General features: G+C 33.3%; 16 protein-coding genes and 1 pseudogene. 16 read left to right on the top strand and 1 reads right to left on the bottom strand.

All coding sequences use genetic code 11. The features are described 5' to 3' along the window. Positions 1–2: 2 nt before the first annotated feature. The 10 genes from MN187_RS02535 (at position 3) to MN187_RS02580 (ending at position 12530) form a co-directional block, all read left to right on the top strand. Complete coding sequence (locus tag MN187_RS02535) at positions 3–1499, top strand: right-handed parallel beta-helix repeat-containing protein (RefSeq protein WP_242094170.1); 1497 nt, start codon at positions 3–5, stop codon at positions 1497–1499. 351 nt (positions 1500–1850) lie between these two features. Then, positions 1851–2753, top strand: coding sequence for an AEC family transporter (locus tag MN187_RS02540; RefSeq protein ID WP_233519167.1), 903 nt, complete (start codon positions 1851–1853; stop codon positions 2751–2753). A gap of 77 nt (positions 2754–2830) precedes the next feature. Further along, positions 2831–3343, top strand: a complete 513-nt coding sequence (locus MN187_RS02545; RefSeq protein WP_242094172.1) for a GNAT family N-acetyltransferase — start codon at positions 2831–2833, stop codon at positions 3341–3343. A gap of 90 nt (positions 3344–3433) precedes the next feature. Continuing rightward, positions 3434–4744, top strand: a complete 1311-nt coding sequence (locus tag MN187_RS02550; RefSeq protein ID WP_242094174.1) for an FAD-dependent oxidoreductase — start codon at positions 3434–3436, stop codon at positions 4742–4744. Then, the gene (locus MN187_RS02555; RefSeq protein ID WP_241699320.1) at positions 4734–6227 is read left to right on the top strand and encodes a helix-turn-helix domain-containing protein; all 1494 of its coding nucleotides are present in this window, start codon (positions 4734–4736) and stop codon (positions 6225–6227) included. The genes MN187_RS02550 and MN187_RS02555 overlap by 11 nt, the downstream gene beginning before the upstream one ends. A 152-nt stretch (positions 6228–6379) precedes the next feature. Then, positions 6380–7885 carry a glycerol kinase GlpK gene (glpK, locus tag MN187_RS02560; protein WP_241699321.1) on the top strand — a complete coding sequence of 502 codons (1506 nt, stop codon included), beginning with the start codon at positions 6380–6382 and terminating at the stop codon, positions 7883–7885. Positions 7886–7907: 22 nt separating this feature from the next. Continuing rightward, positions 7908–9734, top strand: a complete 1827-nt coding sequence (glpO, locus tag MN187_RS02565) for a type 1 glycerol-3-phosphate oxidase (protein ID WP_242094176.1) — start codon at positions 7908–7910, stop codon at positions 9732–9734. Positions 9735–9744: 10 nt separating this feature from the next. Further along, positions 9745–10464, top strand: coding sequence for an MIP/aquaporin family protein (locus MN187_RS02570; RefSeq protein ID WP_117972614.1), 720 nt, complete (start codon positions 9745–9747; stop codon positions 10462–10464). Between the two features lie 192 nt (positions 10465–10656). Continuing rightward, positions 10657–12126, top strand: coding sequence for a glucosaminidase domain-containing protein (locus tag MN187_RS02575; protein WP_242094178.1), 1470 nt, complete (start codon positions 10657–10659; stop codon positions 12124–12126). A gap of 110 nt (positions 12127–12236) precedes the next feature. Next, positions 12237–12530 carry a hypothetical protein gene (locus tag MN187_RS02580; RefSeq protein ID WP_242094180.1) on the top strand — a complete coding sequence of 98 codons (294 nt, stop codon included), beginning with the start codon at positions 12237–12239 and terminating at the stop codon, positions 12528–12530. Positions 12531–12673: 143 nt separating this feature from the next. On the opposite strand, the pseudogene glmL reads toward MN187_RS02580, so the two are convergent. Then, a pseudogene (gene glmL, locus MN187_RS02585) lies at positions 12674–13951 on the bottom strand (methylaspartate mutase accessory protein GlmL). Positions 13952–14550: 599 nt separating this feature from the next. On the opposite strand from glmL, the gene ftcD reads away from it, so the two are divergent. From ftcD to hutH, 6 genes are all read left to right on the top strand, one after another. Next, entirely contained in the window at positions 14551–15450 is a 900-nt protein-coding gene (gene ftcD / locus MN187_RS02600; protein ID WP_242094185.1) for a glutamate formimidoyltransferase, read from the top strand. A gap of 13 nt (positions 15451–15463) precedes the next feature. Next, entirely contained in the window at positions 15464–16090 is a 627-nt protein-coding gene (locus MN187_RS02605) for a cyclodeaminase/cyclohydrolase family protein (protein WP_242094187.1), read from the top strand. Positions 16091–16133: 43 nt separating this feature from the next. Beyond that, entirely contained in the window at positions 16134–17810 is a 1677-nt protein-coding gene (locus MN187_RS02610) for a formate--tetrahydrofolate ligase (RefSeq protein ID WP_241699325.1), read from the top strand. A gap of 17 nt (positions 17811–17827) precedes the next feature. Further along, the gene (locus tag MN187_RS02615; RefSeq protein ID WP_242094189.1) at positions 17828–18439 is read left to right on the top strand and encodes a HutD/Ves family protein; all 612 of its coding nucleotides are present in this window, start codon (positions 17828–17830) and stop codon (positions 18437–18439) included. Positions 18440–18525: 86 nt separating this feature from the next. Continuing rightward, positions 18526–19881, top strand: coding sequence for an APC family permease (locus MN187_RS02620; RefSeq protein ID WP_241699327.1), 1356 nt, complete (start codon positions 18526–18528; stop codon positions 19879–19881). 68 nt (positions 19882–19949) lie between these two features. Beyond that, the gene (gene hutH, locus MN187_RS02625; RefSeq protein WP_242094191.1) at positions 19950–21503 is read left to right on the top strand and encodes a histidine ammonia-lyase; all 1554 of its coding nucleotides are present in this window, start codon (positions 19950–19952) and stop codon (positions 21501–21503) included. The last annotated feature ends 41 nt before the right edge of the window (positions 21504–21544 follow it).

Genomic DNA, 21544 nt, shown 5'->3' on the forward strand with positions numbered 1-21544 from the left:
TTATGAAATACACTAAATATTTTGTATTGTTAGGTATGATAGCTACTTTCTTTTTTATGAGTATTAAAGTAGAGGCAGTTAGCTCAAAAGAGCTTATGAAAAAATATAATATTGAAGTTGAAGAAAAAAATATCATTGATGTCTCCGATTTTGGAGCAGTTGGAAACGGAAAAGATGACGATACTAAAAATATTCAAAAAGCTTTAGATGAAGCTGGTGATAGTAAAGGCAAAGTGGTTTATTTTCCTAAGGGGACTTATATGATTAATACTAATGGCTCTGAATCGACAAAGGAGAATGTCCAACGTTTTGTTAATACATCAGTCGGGTTGAAGGTTAAATCTAATACAACGATTCTTATGGATGATGATGCTGTTTTAAAAGCTATCCCAAATGAATTTTATAGCTATACTGTGCTAAATCTTAAAGAGTCTAGTAATGTCTCCATTTATGGTGGGCAGATACTAGGTGACAGAGAAGATCATATATATAAATATGCTAAACTTAGACGTGGGAATCCTGAATATAATGGTGAAACTGGTTGGGGGATTTTAATGGTATCCTCTAGCAATATTATAATAGATAATGTTACTATCTCTGGCATGTGGGGAGATGGAATTGATTTATTTGCAGATAAAGAATCAAAGACATCAAATAGTCATATAACAATTAAAAATTCTCATATTTCAAATAACAGACGACAAGGTATATCAATTGAAAATGCTGAGAATTTATTAATTGAAAATAATGTCATTGAAAAAACAAAAGGAACTGATCCTTCCGCAGGGATTAATATAGAACCAGCAGATTTTAAAAATCATTCTCTTAGAGCTGTGAAAGACGTCATTATAAGAAAAAATAAATTTTTGAATAATGATGATGCGGGTGTACTTCTTTATGGTATGGGAGAAAAGGTGTTTTATGATAAAGATGACGATGGTAACCAACAAAAAGCTCAAATTGATAATATTTTAATTTCAGAAAATGACTTTGATGGAAACAATACTAACCACCAAAATGTCCAAGATGGCGCTTGGGTAGGGGCATATAATGGTCAAATAATGATTGTAGGTGCGTCTAATGTTGATGTTCATAATAATAAATTAACTAATCCAAAGCCATTAGGTAGTATGGATAATACAAATGCTCAATTTAAAGCTAATTCGAATCCTTATGCTGGAATATTAGTTGGTTATAGTGATAGTGTCAATATTTGGGATAATCAAATGAAAAATCAGAATATTTCCGTTATTAATCAATGGTCACCAGAAGGGACATTTGCTTACCCTAATTCGACTAATATTGTTATCGGAAATAATGATTTAAAAGAAGTTGTTTTGGCTGAAGAAGGAAAAAATAAACCTGATGTCACACAAGACAAAAATTTTAAAAAATCAGTCGAGGGTGAAGTGGATAGTACCGTTTCAAAAATTGATAAGGAATTAAAACAAGGCAATCTATTTGAAAGAATTATAGCGAAAATAAAAAGTTGGTTTTGATTTATTTATAGAATAGTTTTAAAAGGATACATATGCTAATCTATACGGGTCTAAAACTTAATCAGTCATTGATATGAACAAAGATCTAGGTTATTATCTAGGTCTTTTTTATTATTATTGCGAGATATTATATGATATAAAGACAGTATGTTGGTACAAAATTATTAGATTAATCGACCTTTTCTTTTTGTTTCTATCTATCTTATTAACCCACAAATAAAAAAATAATTGAATGTAAGCCTATTCTTTATAAAGTCCACATTGACAGTGTTTTAAGGGAGCTATAAAATAAGTTCAGACGTTTAGTAAGCAAGGGTGTAACGTCAAGAATTGGAGGAAAATAAGTTGGGAATGACTGTGTTCAATGAAACAATCGTATTGATTTTTTTTATGTTTGTCGGTGTCTGGTTAAATAAGCGGGATAAATATTCACCGGGAGCCAATATTTATATTGGTTATTTACTGACAACAGTTGCTTTACCTGCGGCCATTATTAATAGTTTTCAAGTGGATAAAAGTGACCGGTTATTAGTTATGATGAAACAAACGGCTATTTATACATTTATTATGATTGTGGCGACATTACTTATTACGTATTTAATTGCAACTTTGTTTAAGAAAAAAGAGATGTTACGAAGTTTGTGGGTAGTAAGTTTAACTTTCTCTAATATCTTATTTATTGGTATTCCTATTGTTGGTAAACTTTATGGAGAAGTTGGATTGATTGTATTAGTTGTTTGTAATACTGTAACAAGTTTGTTTTTATTCACGGTAGGGATTATGTTTTTATCAAATAGTCGAGAAATCAGAATTCGAAGTATTTTGACCACACCAGCTATTTTAGCAGCTGTAGTAGGTTTTGTGTTGTTTATGTTTGGTGTAAAATTACCAAAACCAATTCATACTTTTAATGTTGATTTGTCGATTATGACGGCATCTTTATCAATGATTATCAATGGTAGTTTGTTCTCGCAAGTAAAACTAAAAGAGTTGTTCTTTGATAAAGATAATTTACAATTTCTATTTGTTAGAGCGATTATTATACCCATTATTTTTATTCCAGTATTGAAATTCTTTATCACAGATCCAATTATTTTAGGTGTTTTAGTGCTGCTTGCTTCAATGCCAGTGGGTTCACTGGATGCTATTTTGGCAGAAGAGTATGCTGGTGAAGGAACAAAAGTATCACAATATATTGCATTGACAACTGTCACAAGTATGGTAACATTACCAATTATTATGTCATTAATATAAACAAAAAAAGTATCTGAGAGGATGCTTTTTTTGTTTATATGGTATAATTTTTAAAACTGAACGTGGAGGAAAAAGAAGTGATTTATACACGATTAGCCAAAAGAGAAGATGTTCCACAAGTTATGACAATTATAGAAGAGGCAAAAGAGGTATTGAGGAAAACTGGAAGTCCTCAATGGCAAGAAGGTAAGCCTGATGAGTCGCTAATTTATTCAGACATAGAAGAAAATTATGGTTATGTGTTAGTTTATCATAACGATATTGTAGGATACTTGGCGATGATTAATCAAGAAGATAAAGACTATAGCGTATTAGCTAACTGGATACAAACTAATGATTATGTTGTGATACATCGGGTAGCCATTTCTTCAGACTATCAAGGACGTGGACTAGCCTCTTATTTCTTTTCAAATAGTATTAGTATTGCACTAAGTCAAGGGTACAAATCTGTTAGAATTGACACTCACCGAATGAACACAACGATGCAAAATTTATTGAAAAAATTTAAATTTGCTTATAGAGGACTAGTGTTTGTTGATTCAGATATAGATAGAGAACGATTAGCTTATGAATTAATGATGACGTCATAAAATAAAAGATTGTTAATTAGAATAAAAATTTGCTAAAATCGATTGATGATGTCAATCAATCGATTTTTTACGGGAATGGGAGGTGCTTAAATGAACGTGACAATAGTTGGGGGATCTTTTTCTGGCGTTTATTGTGCCATAAAAGTGAAAGAATTATACCCTTCATTTGATGTATTATTAATTGAAAAAAAGGAAAAGATAGGATATATCCCAAGTGGTTTATCTATGCTATTAAACGGTGAAATTGATACTTTAGATGAAGCCTATTTCATGACAAAAGAGGAACTTGAAGAAAGTGGTATCATAGTGTTAACTTCTACGGAAGTGATATCATATGATTTATCGAACAAAATGATACAAACTTCTAATGGCATTAAACTGTTTGATAAATTGGTGTTGGCAACTGGTTCTTCACAAAAATCATCTAAGATGTTTGATGAATTTAGTGATATCAAAACATATAAAGATAGAGAATCAGCAGAAATAACTTTAAAATCTCTTACTGAAGTACAAGAAGTTGTTGTTATTGGAGCTGGGCAAGCAGGTATGGAATTAGCAAGCGGATTAATTCATCATGGAAAAACAGTTCATGTGATTGAAACGATGGATTATCCTTTGTATAAATATTTTGATAAAGATTTTTTGGAATCGTTTTATACGACAACAGGAAAAATTGAAGGCTTGACGTTTTACTTTAATGAAACTGTCAAGCAAATTGACGACTCAACACTTCTTTTTTCTAGTGGCAATGCGATAGACATTAAAGAGAAACTAGTGTTAAGCGCTAATAGTGTGAGACCAGAGTTATCTATTTTTGATAATCAATTAAAATCTAATAGCGATAATACTATTTTCGTAGATGATTATCTAGAAACATCTGTTCAAGATGTGTTTGCTGTAGGAGATTTGATTCAAGTGCCAAGTTTTATTTTTCAAACTAATGTGTACGCACCTCTGATTGTTAATGCTGTTCAGACAAGCTTAACTTGTGCTAAAAATATGATAGAAAAAAAAGAAATACTCAGACCAATGTTGAAGACGATTGGTGTAAAGTTATTTGATTATTATTTAGCGAGTACAGGATTAATGGAGTCAGAGGCTTTTTTATATGATGAGAGAGTAAAAAGTGTCATGATGACGTTACCTATATCAACTATTTATAAAAAAGATGTTACAGTGAAACTAGTATATAATGCCTTAACGTATCATTTGTTAGGCGTTCAACTTATTTCAAAAGAGCCTGTACTAGATAAGATTAATACCTTCGCCTTAATGATTAAAGAAAAAATAGATATTAGGACATTAAATCAACTACCGCATTTTTATCATGCAGTCTTTGCAAATACATCTCTGAGTTTCGGCGATGCGTTTGGAAAAGGAGATGACTTGAGTGAAATTTGAGGATCTACTTGAAAAAAAAGAGGCGAAGCAGTTAATGTTGTTAAAGCATTTGCTATTAAAGGATAGCATGTCACAAATCAGTACATTAGCAAAAGAACTTGATATTACAAAATCATCTCTTGAAACATACATCGCTGATTTAGTTTGGATTAATGATGAATACAAAGGACTAGCAACCTTAACTTATGATGGATACTTGGTGTCTTTAGAGTTAGCTCCAAGTTTTTCATTAGAAATGATTGAACTTAACTTATATAAACAGTCAATCAAGTATCAAATTATGAATTATTTATATCATCATTTTGATTACTCAACAGCGGCTCTGACCACACGTATTGGTATTAGTGAATCTACTCTTTTTAGAAAAATAAAAGAATTAAATATCTTATTAAAAGAATTTAGATTAACTATTTGGCAAGGAAAGTTGATTGGAGAAGAAAGTCAGATACGATATTTTTACTATTGTTTTTATTGGTATTTAGATAATTACGCACAAAAAGATATTCCCTTCAAGCAACAATCATTAATTCAGGCAATTCAGAGGGGATTGGGTGTCTCTTTTTCAGAAGAAAACATGAAACGAATCAATTTGTGGCTACTTATCTCCAAAAAAAGAATTAGTTTTATATCACCTATTTACACAGAATTAAAAGAAAAAATGATTCCTTATGAACAAGATTATTTGTTTTTAGAACTAAAATCGATTGTATTACGTCTGTTGGGGCATTATGCTGTTGAGGTAGATGAAGAAGAAGCTATGATTCATTTTAGTTTTCTTATGAGTTTTCAAGTGCTTTCTCAGCAAGACTACCACCAGTATGCCATTATTAGATCAAAATTGACACCTGTGGGATTAGTGGATACGTATATTTTAGAATCTTTGATATTATATTATACGCCACTTAAATTATCTCACCAATTAGAAAGTCAAATTAATTACTATTTATCTCGTATTCATTCAAGATTATATTTTTTTTATGGAATGATTGAATCCTTATCTAGAGAGTATATTTTAGAAACGGAGAAAGAATGGTCAGGACATGTGATTTATCCTTTAGTTGAGAGCTTATTCGACTCAGTTGAAGGTGACTATGTTGGGTTTTCAAGCGAGAATAATGCTCAGTTGATTGCACATTCTAAATTACAATATTTACACGTCATCGCTTTAATCGATAGTCATATTAATAAAAATGTTAAAATAGGTGTGAAATTACTATTAGAGGATGTTTACCAGGAAGTGTCCACTACACGATTAATAAAAAAACTTAATTGTTTAAATGGAGTTAGTTGTAGTAAATATAAAGATAATCAATCTTTTGATTTAATTATTACTAACAAGCCATTGACGCATATAAATACTGAAGTTTATTTACTTTCAGAATTAGGGACAAGCTATGATATGGCTCATATTATACAACTTATTAGGAACATATCAACTCGTAAAATGAAAAAAGATATGACTGTTAAAAAAATTCAATTATAATTGGTATAACTCATGTTCGCTATAGAGATAACTTGAAACAGTCAATAATTTTTAAAATTAAATAATTATTGACTGTTTGTATGATCAAAAAAAAGGTAGAATGAATTCATCAAAAAGAAAACGCTATCTTAAGTGTTTGGGAGGAATTATCAATGACAGAAAAATCTTATATTATGGCGATAGACCAAGGTACAACAAGTTCTAGAGCAATTATTTTTGATAAAGCAGGAAATAACGTAGGCAGTTCTCAAAAAGAATTTACCCAAATTTTTCCTGAATCTGGTTGGGTAGAACACAATGCAAATGAGATTTGGAATTCAGTACAGTCAGTTATTGCCGGCGCGTTAATCGAGTCAGGCGTTCGTCCAACGCAAATTAAAGGTATAGGTATTACAAATCAACGTGAGACAACAGTCATTTGGGATAGAAAAACAGGTAAACCAATCTATAATGCCGTTGTATGGCAATCAAGACAATCTGCACCATTAGCTGAAAAATTAAATGAAGACGGTTACGCAGATATGATTCATAAAAAAACTGGTTTAGTCGTTGATGCTTACTTCTCGGCTACAAAAGTTCGTTGGATTTTAGATCATGTAGAAGGAGCACAAGAAAGAGCTGAAAAAGGTGAGTTAGCCTTTGGAACAATTGATACATGGTTATTATGGAAGTTAACAAACGGAGCGTCTCACGTAACAGATTACTCAAATGCTGCTAGAACAATGATGTATAACATTCATGACTTAGAGTGGGATGACGAAATATTAGAATTATTAAACATTCCAAAATCACTATTACCAGAAGTAAAAAGTAACTCAGAAATTTATGGTTATACTCAAAGTTTCCACTTCTATGGTAGTGAAGTGCCAATCGCTGGTATGGCAGGGGACCAACAAGCTGCATTGTTTGGTCAATTAGCATTTGAAGAAGGATCAATTAAAAATACTTATGGAACTGGTGCATTTATCGTCATGAATACTGGTGAAAAGCCTCAATTATCCAATAATAAATTACTAACAACAATTGGTTATGGTATTAATGGAAAAGTTTATTATGCGTTAGAAGGTAGTATTTTTGTTGCTGGATCAGCTGTTCAGTGGTTAAGAGATGGGTTACGTATGATTGACTCATCTGCTGAATCAGAACAATTAGCAAATGATTCAACAAGTGATAACAGTGTATATGTCGTACCGGCCTTTACAGGATTAGGCGCACCATACTGGGATCCAGATGCTAGAGGAGCAGTGTTTGGCTTAACACGAGGTACAACTAAAGAAGATTTTGTTAAAGCAACACTACAAGCCATTGCGTATCAATCAAAAGATGTTATTGATACGATGCAAAAAGATGCTGGTGTGAACATTCCATTAATTAAAGTAGACGGTGGAGCAGCAAATAATAATTCTTTATTACAATTCCAAGCAGATATATTAGATATTAATGTTCAACGTGCTTCAAATCTTGAAACAACCGCATTAGGTGCTGCTTACTTAGCTGGTTTAGCAGTTGGCTTCTGGAAAGACTTAGATGAATTAAGAGAATTTACCCAAGAAGGTGACATCTTTACTCCTCAAATGGGTGAAGAAGAACGTACTGAGTTGTATGACGGATGGAAAGAAGCAGTCAAAGCAACACAACTATTCAAGAGAATTAAATAATACAATATAAGGACTGATGACAATGAGTTTTTCTTTAAAAACAAGACAAGAAAGTATTAATTATTTAAAAAATCATTCGGTTGATGTATTAATTATTGGTGGTGGTATTACAGGAGCGGGTCTGGCTTTACAGACCGCTGCTTCTGGTATGACTACAGCATTAGTTGAGATGCAAGATTTTGCTGAAGGAACATCTTCACGTTCGACTAAACTAGTACATGGAGGTATTAGATACCTTAAAACATTTGATGTTGAAGTGGTATCAGATACAGTGAGTGAACGGGCGAATGTCCAAAAAATAGCTCCTCATATCCCAAAACCTAATCCAATGTTATTACCAATCTATGATGAACCAAACAATACCTTTTCTCTATTTTCTTTAAAAGTAGCAATGGATTTATATGATAATTTAGCACACGTTACCGGAACAAAATATGAAAATCGTGTACTAACAAAAGAAGAAGTATTGGAAGTTAGCCCTCATCTAAATCAAGACAAACTTCTTGGTGGTGGTATTTATCTTGACTTTAAAAATAATGATGCCAGATTAGTGATAGAAAATATTAAAAAAGCACATGAAGATGGGGCTCATTTATTAAGCAAAACGAAAGTGATAGGATTGATTTATGATGATCATCATAAAATATCAGGCGTTCATGTAGAAGATGTGTTAACTGGAGAAACGTATGACATTCATGCTGATGTCGTAGTGAATACAACTGGACCTTGGAGTGATACGATTCGTGGGTTATCAAAAGATCAGACTGTAACAAACCAAATGAGACCAACTAAAGGGGTTCATTTAGTGGTTGATTATGATAAGTTACCTGTGACACAACCAGTCTATTTTGATACAGGGTTATCTGATGGTCGAATGGTCTTTGTCATACCAAGAGAGAATAAGACATATTTCGGCACAACGGATACCGATTATACAGGAGATTTGGTGCACCCAACAGTGACACAAGAAGATGTTGATTATCTGTTAAAAGTTGTTAATAATCGTTTCCCTAAACGAGATATTACTTTAGAAGATATAGAAGCAAGTTGGGCAGGATTGAGACCGCTTTTATCTGGAAATGCGGGTTCAGATTATAATGGTGGATCAAAAGCATCGTTGTCAGATGAAAGTTTAGAGTTAGTCATTCAATCTGTAAAAGATTTTGAAGCAGGGATAGGGTCAAAAGAATCCATTGAACAGACCATTAAAAAAGCTAAGACAAGTAGTGGTGAAAAAGAGGTATCTGCTTCTTCTGTGTCACGTGGAAGTAGCTTAGATGTGACAAAAGATGGATTAGTGACATTAGCAGGTGGAAAGATTACCGATTATCGCTTGATGGCAGAAGGAGCACTAAATTTGATTGCTTCAATTTTAAAAGAAAACTTTGGTAGAGAGTATCATTTGGTTGACTCTAAGCGTTATCCTGTATCAGGTGGAGAATTTGACCCAACAAAAGTCGAAGAAATGACTGAAGTATTTACAAAATTAGCTATAGAACAAGGCTTAAGTAACGAAGAAGCTAGTGATTTAGCTAATCTTTATGGAGCAAATATAAATAAAGTCTTGTCATATGATAAAGTTGATTTTATGGGATTAACCAAAGCAGAATCGATGAGTTTAATGTATGCGCTTGAAGAAGAGATGACATTAACGCCAGTTGATTATGTGTTACGACGTACAAATTATTTGTTATTTAAACGTGATCGCTTAGAGAAGATAAAAGAGGCTATTATAAATGCTATGTCTCAATATTTTGAGTGGACACAAGAAGAAGTGAGCAATTATACAAAAGAATTAGATAATGCAATGTCAGAATCATTTTTATCAGACTTGAAAATAGAAGGGTGAGTTAAATATAATGGACGCAACGAGTTTACAAATTTTTAGTGAGTTTTTAGGAACATTGATTTTGGTATTACTTGGTGATGGTGTAGTAGCTGCTGTTAGTTTAAATAAGAGTAAAGCTCAAGGAGCTGGATGGGTAGCTGTAACACTAGGATGGGGAGCAGCTGTAACAATCGCAGTTTATATTTCTGGATTTATGGGACCGGCTCATTTAAATCCCGCTGTGACATTAGGATTAGCAATAGCAGGTGATTTTTCTTGGAATTTAGTGGCACCATTCTTTATCGCACAAGTTTTAGGTGGTATAGTAGGAGCAATTTTAGTTTGGATTACTTATTTACCACATTTTGAAGCAACAAAAGATGAAGCAGCTATTCTTGGAACATTTGCAACAGGACCAGCGATTCGTAATTATACATCAAATGTTGTGACTGAAGCAATTGGAACATTTGTTTTAGTGTTTGGTTTGTTAGCATTTGGACAAAATACATTTGCAGACGGATTCAATCCAGTTGTTGTTGGAATATTAATTTTATCACTTGGCCTGTCTCTAGGAGGTCCGACAGGATATGCAATTAATCCAGCTCGTGATTTGGGTCCACGTATTGCGCATCAAATGTTGCCAATCAAAAATAAAGGTGGGTCTGATTGGTCATATTCTTGGGTACCAGTTGTAGGGCCATTAGTGGGTGGCGCGTTAGCTGCTGGTTTATGGATGATGATTCCTTTATAGAATAAAAAGTATTAAAGTTGTTAGATTGAGCTTGTCTCATCTGACAACTTTTTTTAATTAAAAAAACACTTCTTTTTTTTTTGTTATTAACTTGTGTTATTTTTCTAAATAATTCATAATATACATATAAAAGTGTTATTTATTAAATGTGACAGATCTCAGATGAAAATAGATCGTTAAGGGGATAGGAAAATGAAAAAAATTACACCGTATTTATTATTATCGACTTTAGTATGTCAAAGTCTATCTGTAGGGACCATTGTCCAAGCAAGGGATCTTCATAAGGTAGATAGTGAATTAATAAATCAAGAAGTAGCAGAAACAACTGATAGTACAACTGAAATGGTACCAAGTAATGACACTGATACTGTGGTAGAGGATGTACCGAAAAACACACCAGAAGAAAAACCAGAAGAAAAACCAGAAGAAAAACCAGAAGAAAAACCAGAAGAAAAACCAGAACAAAAACCAGAAGAAAAACCAGAACAAAAACCAGAACAAAAACCAGAACAAAAACCAGAACAAAAACCAGAACAAAAGCCAGAACAAAAACCAGAGCAAAAGCCAGAACAAAAGCCAGAACAAAAGCCAGAACAAAAACCAGAACAAAAACCAGAACAAAAACCAGTGGTTAGTTATCCTGCTCAGTCAGAAGCTACTTATTTTGGTGATGCCAGTCAAATAACTAGTAATAAAGAAAATTCACCAATTCATTTTGCAGTCACAAAAACAACACAAGAGTTCATTAATGAGATAGGTGAATCTGCTAGAAAAATTGGTCAAGAATATGACTTATATGCTTCAGTCATGATTGCACAAGCTATTTTAGAATCTGGAAGTGGTCAAAGCTCTTTATCAGCTTATCCAAATTATAATTTATTTGGTATAAAAGGTGAATATAAGGGTGAATCAGCTTCTTTTTATACATTAGAAGATAATGGTTCTGGTCAATTATATGGTATTCAAGCAAAATTTAGAAAATACCCTTCAACAAAAGAATCTCTTGAAGATTATGCAAAATTAATGAAGTCAGGACTAGCATCTAATGAAAACTTTTATAAAGGAGTCAGTAAAAAGGAAGCTAAGTCATATAAAGAAGCAACTGCTTTTTTAACAGGAAAATATGCGACAGATACACGTTATGATGAAAAATTAAATTCTTTAATTGAAACATATGATTTAACTTATTTTGATCAAGCAGTGAAAAAAGGTAAGCGTGTAACAAAACATAATAAACAAGTAGATACTTATGAAATTATGAATCCAGAATCAAAGAAAAAAGCCATCTTTATATTACCGTTGGATGAAAAATACATTATTTCAAGCCCATTTGGACAAAGGGGAAGTGAACATCATGATGGAATCGATTTAGCTATTGCTGCTAATACACCTGTACTTGCTTCTAGTGATGGTGTGGTTGTTGGAACAGGATTTGATCCGTCTGCAGGAAATTATGTGATTATCAAACATTTAAATGATTTATACACAAATTATTTCCATTTAAATTCAATTAGTGTGTCTCTTGGAGAAAAAGTAACAAGTGGCAATATTGTTGGATTAGTTGGTAGCACTGGAAATTCAACAGGAAGTCATTTACATTTTGGGATAAGTACAGATATGTGGAAACATTATTTAAACCCAACATCATATTTTGACTTTTAATTAAATGTGAATAGATAGCCGTTTATTATAGGTTATCATTTTCAATTTTGACTAAATAGTAGTAGACTAACCATGTAATAATAAATGTGCTATTTTAGGAGGAGATTTATATGACAAACTATGATAAGAAAGAAGAAAAAGTATTAGATGATATTGCTAAAGTAATGGAAAAATTAGACAAATACTTAGATGAAGAAGTTAGTTTAGAAGATACTCCTGATAAAAAATACGAAATTAAAAAATGGTATGTGCAACGTAGAGCATTACATGATATTAAACGTCTATTACATGATGTGGATAAATATGATAAGTATGAAGCAAAAGAATTAGAACAGTTTGAAAAAGATTTTGAAGGATTAGGATTAGATGTAGAAACAGTTGCGTTTATCACTAATTACTTCTAAAAAGAAAATGAGAATCCCCCGAGAAGCTATTCTCGGAGGATTTTTTTAGTTTAATTTAGTAAGATATTTCATCGCAATGTTACAAGCTAAATCTTTATCCACTGTTGATAATAACCCTATTGCTGAAAGTATATATGCTTTATCTAAGTATATATACTTTGTTCAGGTGTTAAGAGGGTCTTATTAGTTGGTGAAAGAGCAGCGGATAAAACATCCTCAGGGTGATCATTGTGAACAAGAACTCCACCTGTACCAATAATTGTCGTGAAGAGTCGTAAATCCTTGCCATATTGATGATAAATCGTACGAGAAGGTGTTTGCTCTTTTATATAGTAGCCAGCGTGACGATTAATCGCTGTTTTAATGGCGATTTTTGCAATAGTGTTATCCATGATTTTTTCTTCTATAGTATCAGCAATGTATTCAGGGTGTTGACTTCTAAAATGACATTTTTCTTTAATCGTTTCCTCGTCAAAAGAAGTATAAGTAGCAAATGATTGATAAGAGGTACTTTCTAATAAACTATTAGCAGAGTAACGCATTCCTAAATCTCCTTCGACAGTTCTCTTACTAAATGGTTCTTCTAATCCATCAAATTGGACGTTTTTTTGTTGTTTTTTGCCGCTATCAATGGAGTGGATATCCGTCGTGGCTCCACCTACATCAACAATAAGAATATTTCCAAAACCTTTATTTTTTTTCGTTCCTTTCGATAAAAGCTCTGCAGCGTATAAAACAGAGGATGGGGTAGGAATAATATCGTTAGATAATGAAGCTTGTATGTCACCCATTCCTTTTGCTTTTACGATATTATGAATGAATATTTGACGTAATATTTTTCTAGTTGGTTCAGTATTTAGTTGATTGATTTGCGGCATTACATTTTCTGTTAAATGGAAATTAACACAAAATTGTTTAAAAAGCGCTTTTATTTCTGGATAATTTTCTTCATTTCCGGCTACTACGACGGGTGCTTTTAAAGAAAGTTCGGTTAATAATGTAGTATCTTTTAAAATATTTTTTTCATTTCCTCCATTGTTCCCCCACTTAAAAGGATAACGTCTGGTTGAAGTTGCTCTATTTCTTCTATATCATGAGGCTTTAATCCATAACTGTAGACTTTTAACACTCTAGTACCAGCACCTAAAGCCGCTCGTTTAGCAGCTTCTGCGGTTAAAGTATAAACCGATAGCGACTATTTTAAACCCTCTCTTAGCTGAGGAACAAGCTAATACTTTATCTATATGAGGTTTGTTTACACCAGAAAACAAATCGTTATAGGCTTGGTTGTATCCATCTAATACATTTGTTTCAACTGTCGTATAGGCTTTGCTAGTTGTAATAATGTCTTGTTTCACATCATCAATCGCAGTCAATTTAGTGTAGGTACTTCCAAAATCTGCTAGTAAGTATATCGTCATTTTTATCACCTCTAAAAAAATTTTTTGTTATTTAATTATTTTTTTAACATAATTTTTTTATCTAATAATCGTCAAAACTCTTTTTTAAAAACGATGAAATTTTAATGAGTAAAACTAGAATAAAAAATCATTTTATTTTTGATAAGGTATTTAAATTGTCAATATGATAAAAAACTTCTGTTGAAAAACTAGGTTTACAATACAATAAGTATTGACATGACAATGATTTTATAACTCTTTATCTTATTCAACGGCAAATTTGTCAAAAAAAGGTCAAAAGATTAAGACTAGAAAAAACGATTTTTTTAACTTGGTTTTTTTTAGTAAATAAAATAAAAAAATTGTATAAAGAATGATCATTACTAATTATTTCACACGTTGTCTTTTTATATAAAAGTATTGTTGACTTGTTATTTAAAGGGTGCTATTCTTTGGATGTCGATTGAAAGCGCTACCTAATAAGTTGTGCTTTATTTTAACAAAAGTAAGGGAGTGAAAAAAAGAAGTAAATTCTTACTTTTTATTATAAAAGTAGGTTATAGTATCTGTACATAGTTTTTACGTGTATCAAACCATAAATTGAAAGGATGTTGTTTATAATGGCAAAAATTATTGAATGTGTCCCAAATTTTAGTGAAGGTAAAAATGAAGAAGTAATTAACGGATTAGTTTCAGTGGCAAAAAGTGTCGGTGGAGTGACGTTGTTAGATCATTCTTCAGATAAAAGTCATAACCGTAGTGTGTTTACACTTGTTGGGGATGAAGATGGTATTCAAGAAGTTGCTTTTCAATTAGTTAAATATGCAAGTGAAAATATTGACATGACAAAACATACAGGAGAACATCCTAGAATGGGTGCAACCGACGTTGTTCCATTTATCCCGATTAAAGATGTAACGTTAGAAGAATGTATCGACATTTCGAAAAAAGTAGCAAAACGCATCAACGATGAATTAGATATCCCAATTTTCTTATATGAAGAATCAGCATCTGCCCCAACTCGTAAAAACTTGGCAAAAGTGCGTAAAGGACAATTTGAAGGCATGCCAGAAAAATTAAACGAAGAAGAATGGGCGCCTGATTTTGGTGAAAGAGTTATCCATCCTACAGCAGGAATTACAGCAGTTGGAGCAAGAATGCCATTAGTAGCCTTCAACGTCAACTTAGATACTGATAACATTGATATTGCTAACAAGATTGCTCGTATCATTCGTGCTTCTGGTGGTGGATTTAAATATTGTAAAGGTATTGGGGTTATGTTAGAAGATAGAAACATCGCTCAAGTTTCTATGAACATGGTTAACTTTGAAGGAACGCCACTTTACCGTACATTTGAAACAATTCGTTTTGAAGCAAAACGTTATGGCGTAAATATTATTGGTAGTGAAATCATTGGTCTAACACCAGCAAAAGCATTGATTGATTGTGCCGAATACTACCTACAAGTAGAAGACTTTGATTATGGTAAACAAGTATTAGAAAATCATTTATTAAATTAAGGAGCTGCTAAATATGAAATTAGTCGAATTAACAGTGAGTGAATTTGTTGAAACATTGGGATCAGATGCTCCCGCTCCTGGAGGAGGATCAGCAGCGGCATTATCTGCAACAATGGGAATTTCTTTAACAAAAATGGTTTGTGAATTAACAATTGGTAAAAAGAAATATGCTGAATATGAAGATGACATTAAATTAGTGTTCGATCAAACAAAACAACTCCAAAAGAATTTACTTGAAGCAATAGATAAAGATACAGAAGCATTTAACGCAGTTTCAGCAGTGTTTAGTATGCCAAAAGAAACAGATGATGAAAAAGCAGCTAGACGTGCGGCTATGCAATCAGCTTTAGAAGGAGCAGCTAAATCACCACTAGACATGATGAAGTTAATGTTAGAAGCACTTGAAGTGACAAAACGTGCTATTGGAAAATCAAATACTAATGCAGCAAGTGACTTAGGTGTTGCAGCACTTAGCTTAAAAGCTGGGATTCAAGGCGCATGGCTGAATGTTTTAATTAATTTATCAGGTATCAAGAATGAAGAATTTGTCGCGTCTTATCGACAAGACGGTGAAGCATTATTAGCTAAGGGTTGTTTATTAGCAGATGAAATTTATGAGGAAACATTAAAAGTCGTTTAAAAAAGATGTTAATTAATTAAATGGAAGGGTTGAAGAAAAAGTTATGGCACATTTATCAGATATCGAAATCGCAAATTCAGTTGAAATGAAACCAATTAAAGAGGTAGCGGCTCCATTAGGATTAAAAGAAGAGGATTTAACACTTTATGGTAATTATAAAGCGAAATTAGATGCTCGTGAATTAACTAGGCTAGAAAATGAAAAAGACGGTAAATTAATTTTAGTAACAGCTATTACACCAACTCCAGCTGGAGAAGGAAAAACAACCACATCTGTTGGGTTAGCTGATGCCTTTACTAAATTAGGTAAAAAGGCAATGATCGCTTTACGTGAACCATCATTAGGACCAGTATTTGGTGTGAAAGGTGGAGCAGCAGGTGGTGGACATGCTCAAGTTGTCCCTATGGAAGATATTAACTTACATTTTACTGGTGACTTCCATGCGATTGGCGCAGCAAATAATTTATTAGCTGCTTTGATTGATAACCATATTCATCATGGTAATGCCTTAGGCATTGATAGTCGTAACATTACATGGAAACGTGTTGTTGACATGAATGACCGTCAATTGCGTCATATTGTGAATGGATTACAAGGACGCGTCAATGGTGTTCCTAGAGAAGATGGTTATGATATTACTGTAGCATCAGAAATTATGGCTGTGTTATGTTTATCAAATGATATTGATGACTTAAAAGAAAAATTGAAAAACATGGTAGTAGCATATAATTTTGAAGGAAAACCAGTTACTGCTGGCGATTTGAAAGCAGAAGGTGCAATGGCAGCTTTACTTAAAGATGCGATTCATCCAAACTTAGTTCAAACATTAGAACACACACCAGCCATTATTCATGGTGGACCATTTGCCAATATTGCACATGGATGTAACAGTATTATTGCAACAAAAATGGCGATGAAATACGCAGATTACGCGATCACAGAAGCTGGCTTTGGAGCAGACTTAGGTGCTGAAAAATTCATCGATATTAAATGTCGTTTAGGAAATATCAAACCTGATGCCGTTGTATTAGTCGCAACAATTCGAGCTCTTAAAATGCACGGTGGCATTCCTAAGAAAGAATTAGAACCAGAAAACGTAGAAGCCGTTGTTAAAGGATTAACTAACTTAGACAAACATATTGAAAACATTCAAGACGTTTATGGGTTACCTGTTGTTGTAGCAATCAACAAATTTCCATTAGATACAGATGCTGAAATCGAAGCAGTTGAAAAAGCATGTAAAGAGCGTGGCGTAGAAGTTGTTTTATCTGACGTTTGGGCTAATGGTGGCGAAGGTGGTATTGAGTTAGCTGAAAAAGTCATGGAGTTAGCAGAACAAGATAATAGTTTCAGCTACGTATATGACTTAGAAGATTCAATAGAAGAAAAATTAACTAAGATTGTACAAAAAGTTTATGGTGGTAAAGGAATTGAATTAACAGCACCGGCTAAAAAACAATTGAAACAATTAGAAGAACTGGGTTACGATAAGTTGCCTATCTGTATGGCGAAAACGCAATACTCATTCTCTGATGATGCGACACTTGTTGGTGCACCAAAAGACTTTACGATTACGATTAAAAATCTCAAAGTATCTGCTGGAGCAGGTTTTATTGTAGCGTTAACTGGTGCAGTTATGACAATGCCAGGACTACCAAAATCACCTGCATCTGAAAGAATTGATATCGATGAAGAAGGTAACATTACTGGATTGTTCTAAAAGGTAGAGGAAAAAATATGTCGTATCATTTATTTAAACAGAATGATCATCAAACATCTCGTTGGAGTGGGGGAGAAACGACCCAAGTGTTTCTCTACCCACCAACGGGTAAGTATGAGCCTGGAAAATTTGACTACCGCATTTCTACGGCTTCAGTAGAAATCGAAGAAAGTACATTTTCAGCGTTACCTGGCTATAAGCGTTTGTTGATGTCATTGAATCATCCATTAGAACTGACACATGAATCAGAATCGTTTACTGTTAATAAAAAAATGAAACCGTTTGAAGTTGATGCGTTTGATGGAGCAGATAAAACAAAAAGTGTCGGGAAATGTCAAGACTTTAACGTTATCTTTAAACCAACCTACACTAGTGAAATGTCTGCTGTTTCAACTATTTATGATAGATCATTATTACCTTGTGTTCGATACTTTTACTATATGTTGGTTGATGGAGTCATGACGTATATAGACCAAGAAGAAAAACATGTTGCCAAGTTGGAAGCCGGAGATTGTGTCATGGTAGAAGAGAGTCGTACGATTTCGATGATTAGTATAGAATCTCATCAACCACAACAATCACCAGCAACTGTCGAAGTTGTTGTTTGGAAAAATGAAAAGTCGCTCTAATAAAAATAATTTGGATAGGAAGCATTTTTATATATTAAAAATGAACAAATTATGTTAACGATCAGACGATCGGAAAGGGGCCCCTTATGATTACCGAAACAAAAACACCGGTTGATGAGATTAAATTAACCGAAATAAACTCAGAAAGTTCAAAATTTAGTTTAGGCGGTGCAACACTTTACGGTATTAATGCAGTAGTTGGTTCAGGTATTTTCTTATTACCACAAACAATTTATCGAGATTTAGGACCAGCTTCTCTATTAGCCATGGTATTTGATGCGGTGTTGGTGTTACTTTTGGCAGTATGCTTTGCTGAAGTGGCGTGTTATTTTGACAAAAATGGTGGTGCGTTCCAATATTCTAAATCAGCTTTTGGTGATTTAGTTGGATTTATCGTTGGACTATTAGGTTGGTTTGTAACGATTATCGCTTGGTCAGCAATGGCAGCAGGATTTGCCAAATTATTAATTGTTACAATACCTGCATTAGAAGGGCATAATAAAGCGATTAGTGTTATTTTAGTGATATTATTATCTATTATTAATAGTACCGGACTTAAAACATCCAAAATTTTTACCATCAGTATCACGATCGCAAAATTGATTCCTATTATTGCGTTTACCTTTATGAGTATTTTCTTTATTAAAAATGGTTTTGACGCTGGTAACTTTACACCATTCTTACAACTAAAAGAAGGTATGACGTTATCTAAGGCTATGGCCGGAACATCAATGACAGTATTTTATGCGTTTATCGGATTTGAAGCTTTACCAGTTGTAGCTGGTGAGATGAGAAATGCGAAGAAAAATGTTCCAAAAGCAATTATTGGCTCAATTAGTATCGTATCAATTCTTTACTTCATGATTATCGCTGGAACCATTGCGATGCTTGGAGTGGGGATTTTAGAAACAAATGCGCCTGTACAAGATGCCTTTGCTATGATGATAGGACCTGCTGGTAGATGGATTATTTCCATCGGGGCACTTATTTCAATTCTTGGATTAAACGTTGGGGATTCAATGATGATTCCTCGTTATGGAGCAAGTATTTCTGATGAAGGTTTACTACCAAAAATCGTTTCTAAGAAAAATAAAAAAGACGCACCTTATGTAGCTATTATCATCTCTTGTGTATTGACTTGTTTATTATTATTAAGTGGAAGTTTCGAACAATTAGCAGAATTAAGTGTAGTATTTAGATTTATTCAATATATTCCAACAGCAATCGCCGTTATTTTCTTACGTAAGAAAAATCCTGGTGTTGAAACTGCCTTTAGCTTACCATTTGGTCCAGTGATTCCACTACTTGCTGTAGCAGTTAGTGTATGGATGCTTGTTATGGGAGCAAATAGTAAGAGTTTAATTGCTGGAGGTATTGGTATCATTATCGCTGCAATTTTCTATTTCGTATTGAATGGTAAAAACGCAAGTAAAGCGAAATAAAGGGTTAAAGAGTATTGAATGAGTGAAGTGAGTTGTTAAGTTGAAAATGAGTTTAGGAGGAAGCAATAATGACTGAAGTAATTACATTAACAGGTAATGATTTAACATTGGAACAAGTGGTAGAGGTAGCAAGAAAAGGTGCAACAATTACGTTATCACAAGAAGCAATCGAGGCAGTGAATGCTTCAAGAAAAATTATTGATGATATTGTCGACAGTAAAAAAGTAACTTATGGTGTCAATACTGGATTTGGTTCCCTTGTTAAAGTAAGTATTCCACAAGAAGAAACTAGACAATTACAAGAAAACTTAATTCGTACTCACTCAAGTGGATTTGGTGATCCTTTAGGAGAAGATGAAGTACGTGCTATTATGTTAATCCGTATCAACTCTTTATTAAAAGGCTATTCAGGTATTCGTTTAAGTACCATTGAAACCTTAATGGCTATGTTAAATAATGGCGTTGTACCACATATTCCAGAAAAAGGATCTTTAGGAGCTTCAGGAGATTTAGCACCATTATCACATATGGTGTTACCAATGTTAGGATTAGGGCGTGCTTATTACAATGGTGAATTATTAGAAGGTAAAGAAGCAATGGCTCGTGCTGGTGTTGAAGTGATTCACTTAGAAGCAAAAGAAGGTTTGGCTTTAATTAACGGTACAACAGTTTTAACCGCTATCGGAGCATTAGCAACACATGATTCAATCGAGTTATTAAAACTTTCAGACATTGCCGGAGCATTATCATTAGAAGTACACAATGGTATTGTAAATGCCTTTGATGAAGAGTTACATATTATTCGTCCTCAAAGTGGGCAACTTGCAACAGCGAAAAATATTCGTCACATGTTAGAAGGAAGTACCTTAACAACGCAAGCAACAGCTGAACGTGTACAAGATCCTTACACATTACGTTGTATGCCTCAAATTCATGGTGCAAGTAAAGATACTGTGGCTTACGTGAAGAAAAAAGTGGAAATCGAAATTAACTCTGTAACAGATAATCCAATTATCACTCGTAGTGGAGATGTTATTTCAGGAGGTAACTTCCACGGTGAACCAATGGCACAACCATTTGACTACTTAGGAATTGGCGCAGCAGAAATTGGAAATGTGTCTGAACGTCGTGTGGAACGTTTGGTAAATACTAACTTAAGTGGTTTGCCTTCATTTTTAGTGAAACATCCAGGCGTTAACTCAGGATTTATGATTACACAATATGCTGCAGCATCATTAGCATCAGAAAACAAAATCTTATCACATCCAGCAAGTGTGGACTCAATTACATCTTGTGAAAACCAAGAAGACTTTGTCAGTATGGGAACAACAGCAGCTAGAACTGCTAGAGATATTACGAAAAACTCTCGTCGTATCGTCGCAACTGAAATGATGGCAGCATGTCAAGCTATTGACTTCATTAAAGACCGTGGTGTATTAGGTAAAGGAACTCAAGTAGCGTATGATGTCTTTAGAAAATATGTGAAATTCATTGATTTAGATAAAGATATTGAAATGTATGACGAATTAGAAAAAGCCACAGATGTATTAATCAATGGCGAATTATTAAAAGCTGTTGAAGAAGTTGTAGACTTAGATATCGAATTTGATTTTGGAAAATAAATAAACCACTTATTAAGCTCTGAATTGATTAAGATTCAGAG

It is taken from the genome of Vagococcus sp. CY52-2, from assembly GCF_022655055.1.
Classification (GTDB): Bacteria; Bacillota; Bacilli; order Lactobacillales; family Vagococcaceae; genus Vagococcus.

Bases quoted from the DNA above. Each gene is read 5' to 3' on its own strand.
- MN187_RS02535 (WP_242094170.1), top strand. From the start codon at position 3: ATGAAATACACTAAATATTTTGTATTGTTAGGTATGATAGCTACTTTC.
- MN187_RS02540 (WP_233519167.1), top strand. From the start codon at position 1,851: ATGACTGTGTTCAATGAAACAATCGTATTGATTTTTTTTATGTTTGTC.
- MN187_RS02550 (WP_242094174.1), top strand. From the start codon at position 3,434: ATGAACGTGACAATAGTTGGGGGATCTTTTTCTGGCGTTTATTGTGCC.
- glpK (WP_241699321.1), top strand. From the start codon at position 6,380: ATGACAGAAAAATCTTATATTATGGCGATAGACCAAGGTACAACAAGT.
- glpO (WP_242094176.1), top strand. From the start codon at position 7,908: ATGAGTTTTTCTTTAAAAACAAGACAAGAAAGTATTAATTATTTAAAA.
- MN187_RS02570 (WP_117972614.1), top strand. From the start codon at position 9,745: ATGGACGCAACGAGTTTACAAATTTTTAGTGAGTTTTTAGGAACATTG.
- MN187_RS02575 (WP_242094178.1), top strand. From the start codon at position 10,657: ATGAAAAAAATTACACCGTATTTATTATTATCGACTTTAGTATGTCAA.
- MN187_RS02580 (WP_242094180.1), top strand. From the start codon at position 12,237: ATGACAAACTATGATAAGAAAGAAGAAAAAGTATTAGATGATATTGCT.
- ftcD (WP_242094185.1), top strand. From the start codon at position 14,551: ATGGCAAAAATTATTGAATGTGTCCCAAATTTTAGTGAAGGTAAAAAT.
- MN187_RS02605 (WP_242094187.1), top strand. From the start codon at position 15,464: ATGAAATTAGTCGAATTAACAGTGAGTGAATTTGTTGAAACATTGGGA.
- MN187_RS02610 (WP_241699325.1), top strand. From the start codon at position 16,134: ATGGCACATTTATCAGATATCGAAATCGCAAATTCAGTTGAAATGAAA.
- MN187_RS02615 (WP_242094189.1), top strand. From the start codon at position 17,828: ATGTCGTATCATTTATTTAAACAGAATGATCATCAAACATCTCGTTGG.
- MN187_RS02620 (WP_241699327.1), top strand. From the start codon at position 18,526: ATGATTACCGAAACAAAAACACCGGTTGATGAGATTAAATTAACCGAA.
- hutH (WP_242094191.1), top strand. From the start codon at position 19,950: ATGACTGAAGTAATTACATTAACAGGTAATGATTTAACATTGGAACAA.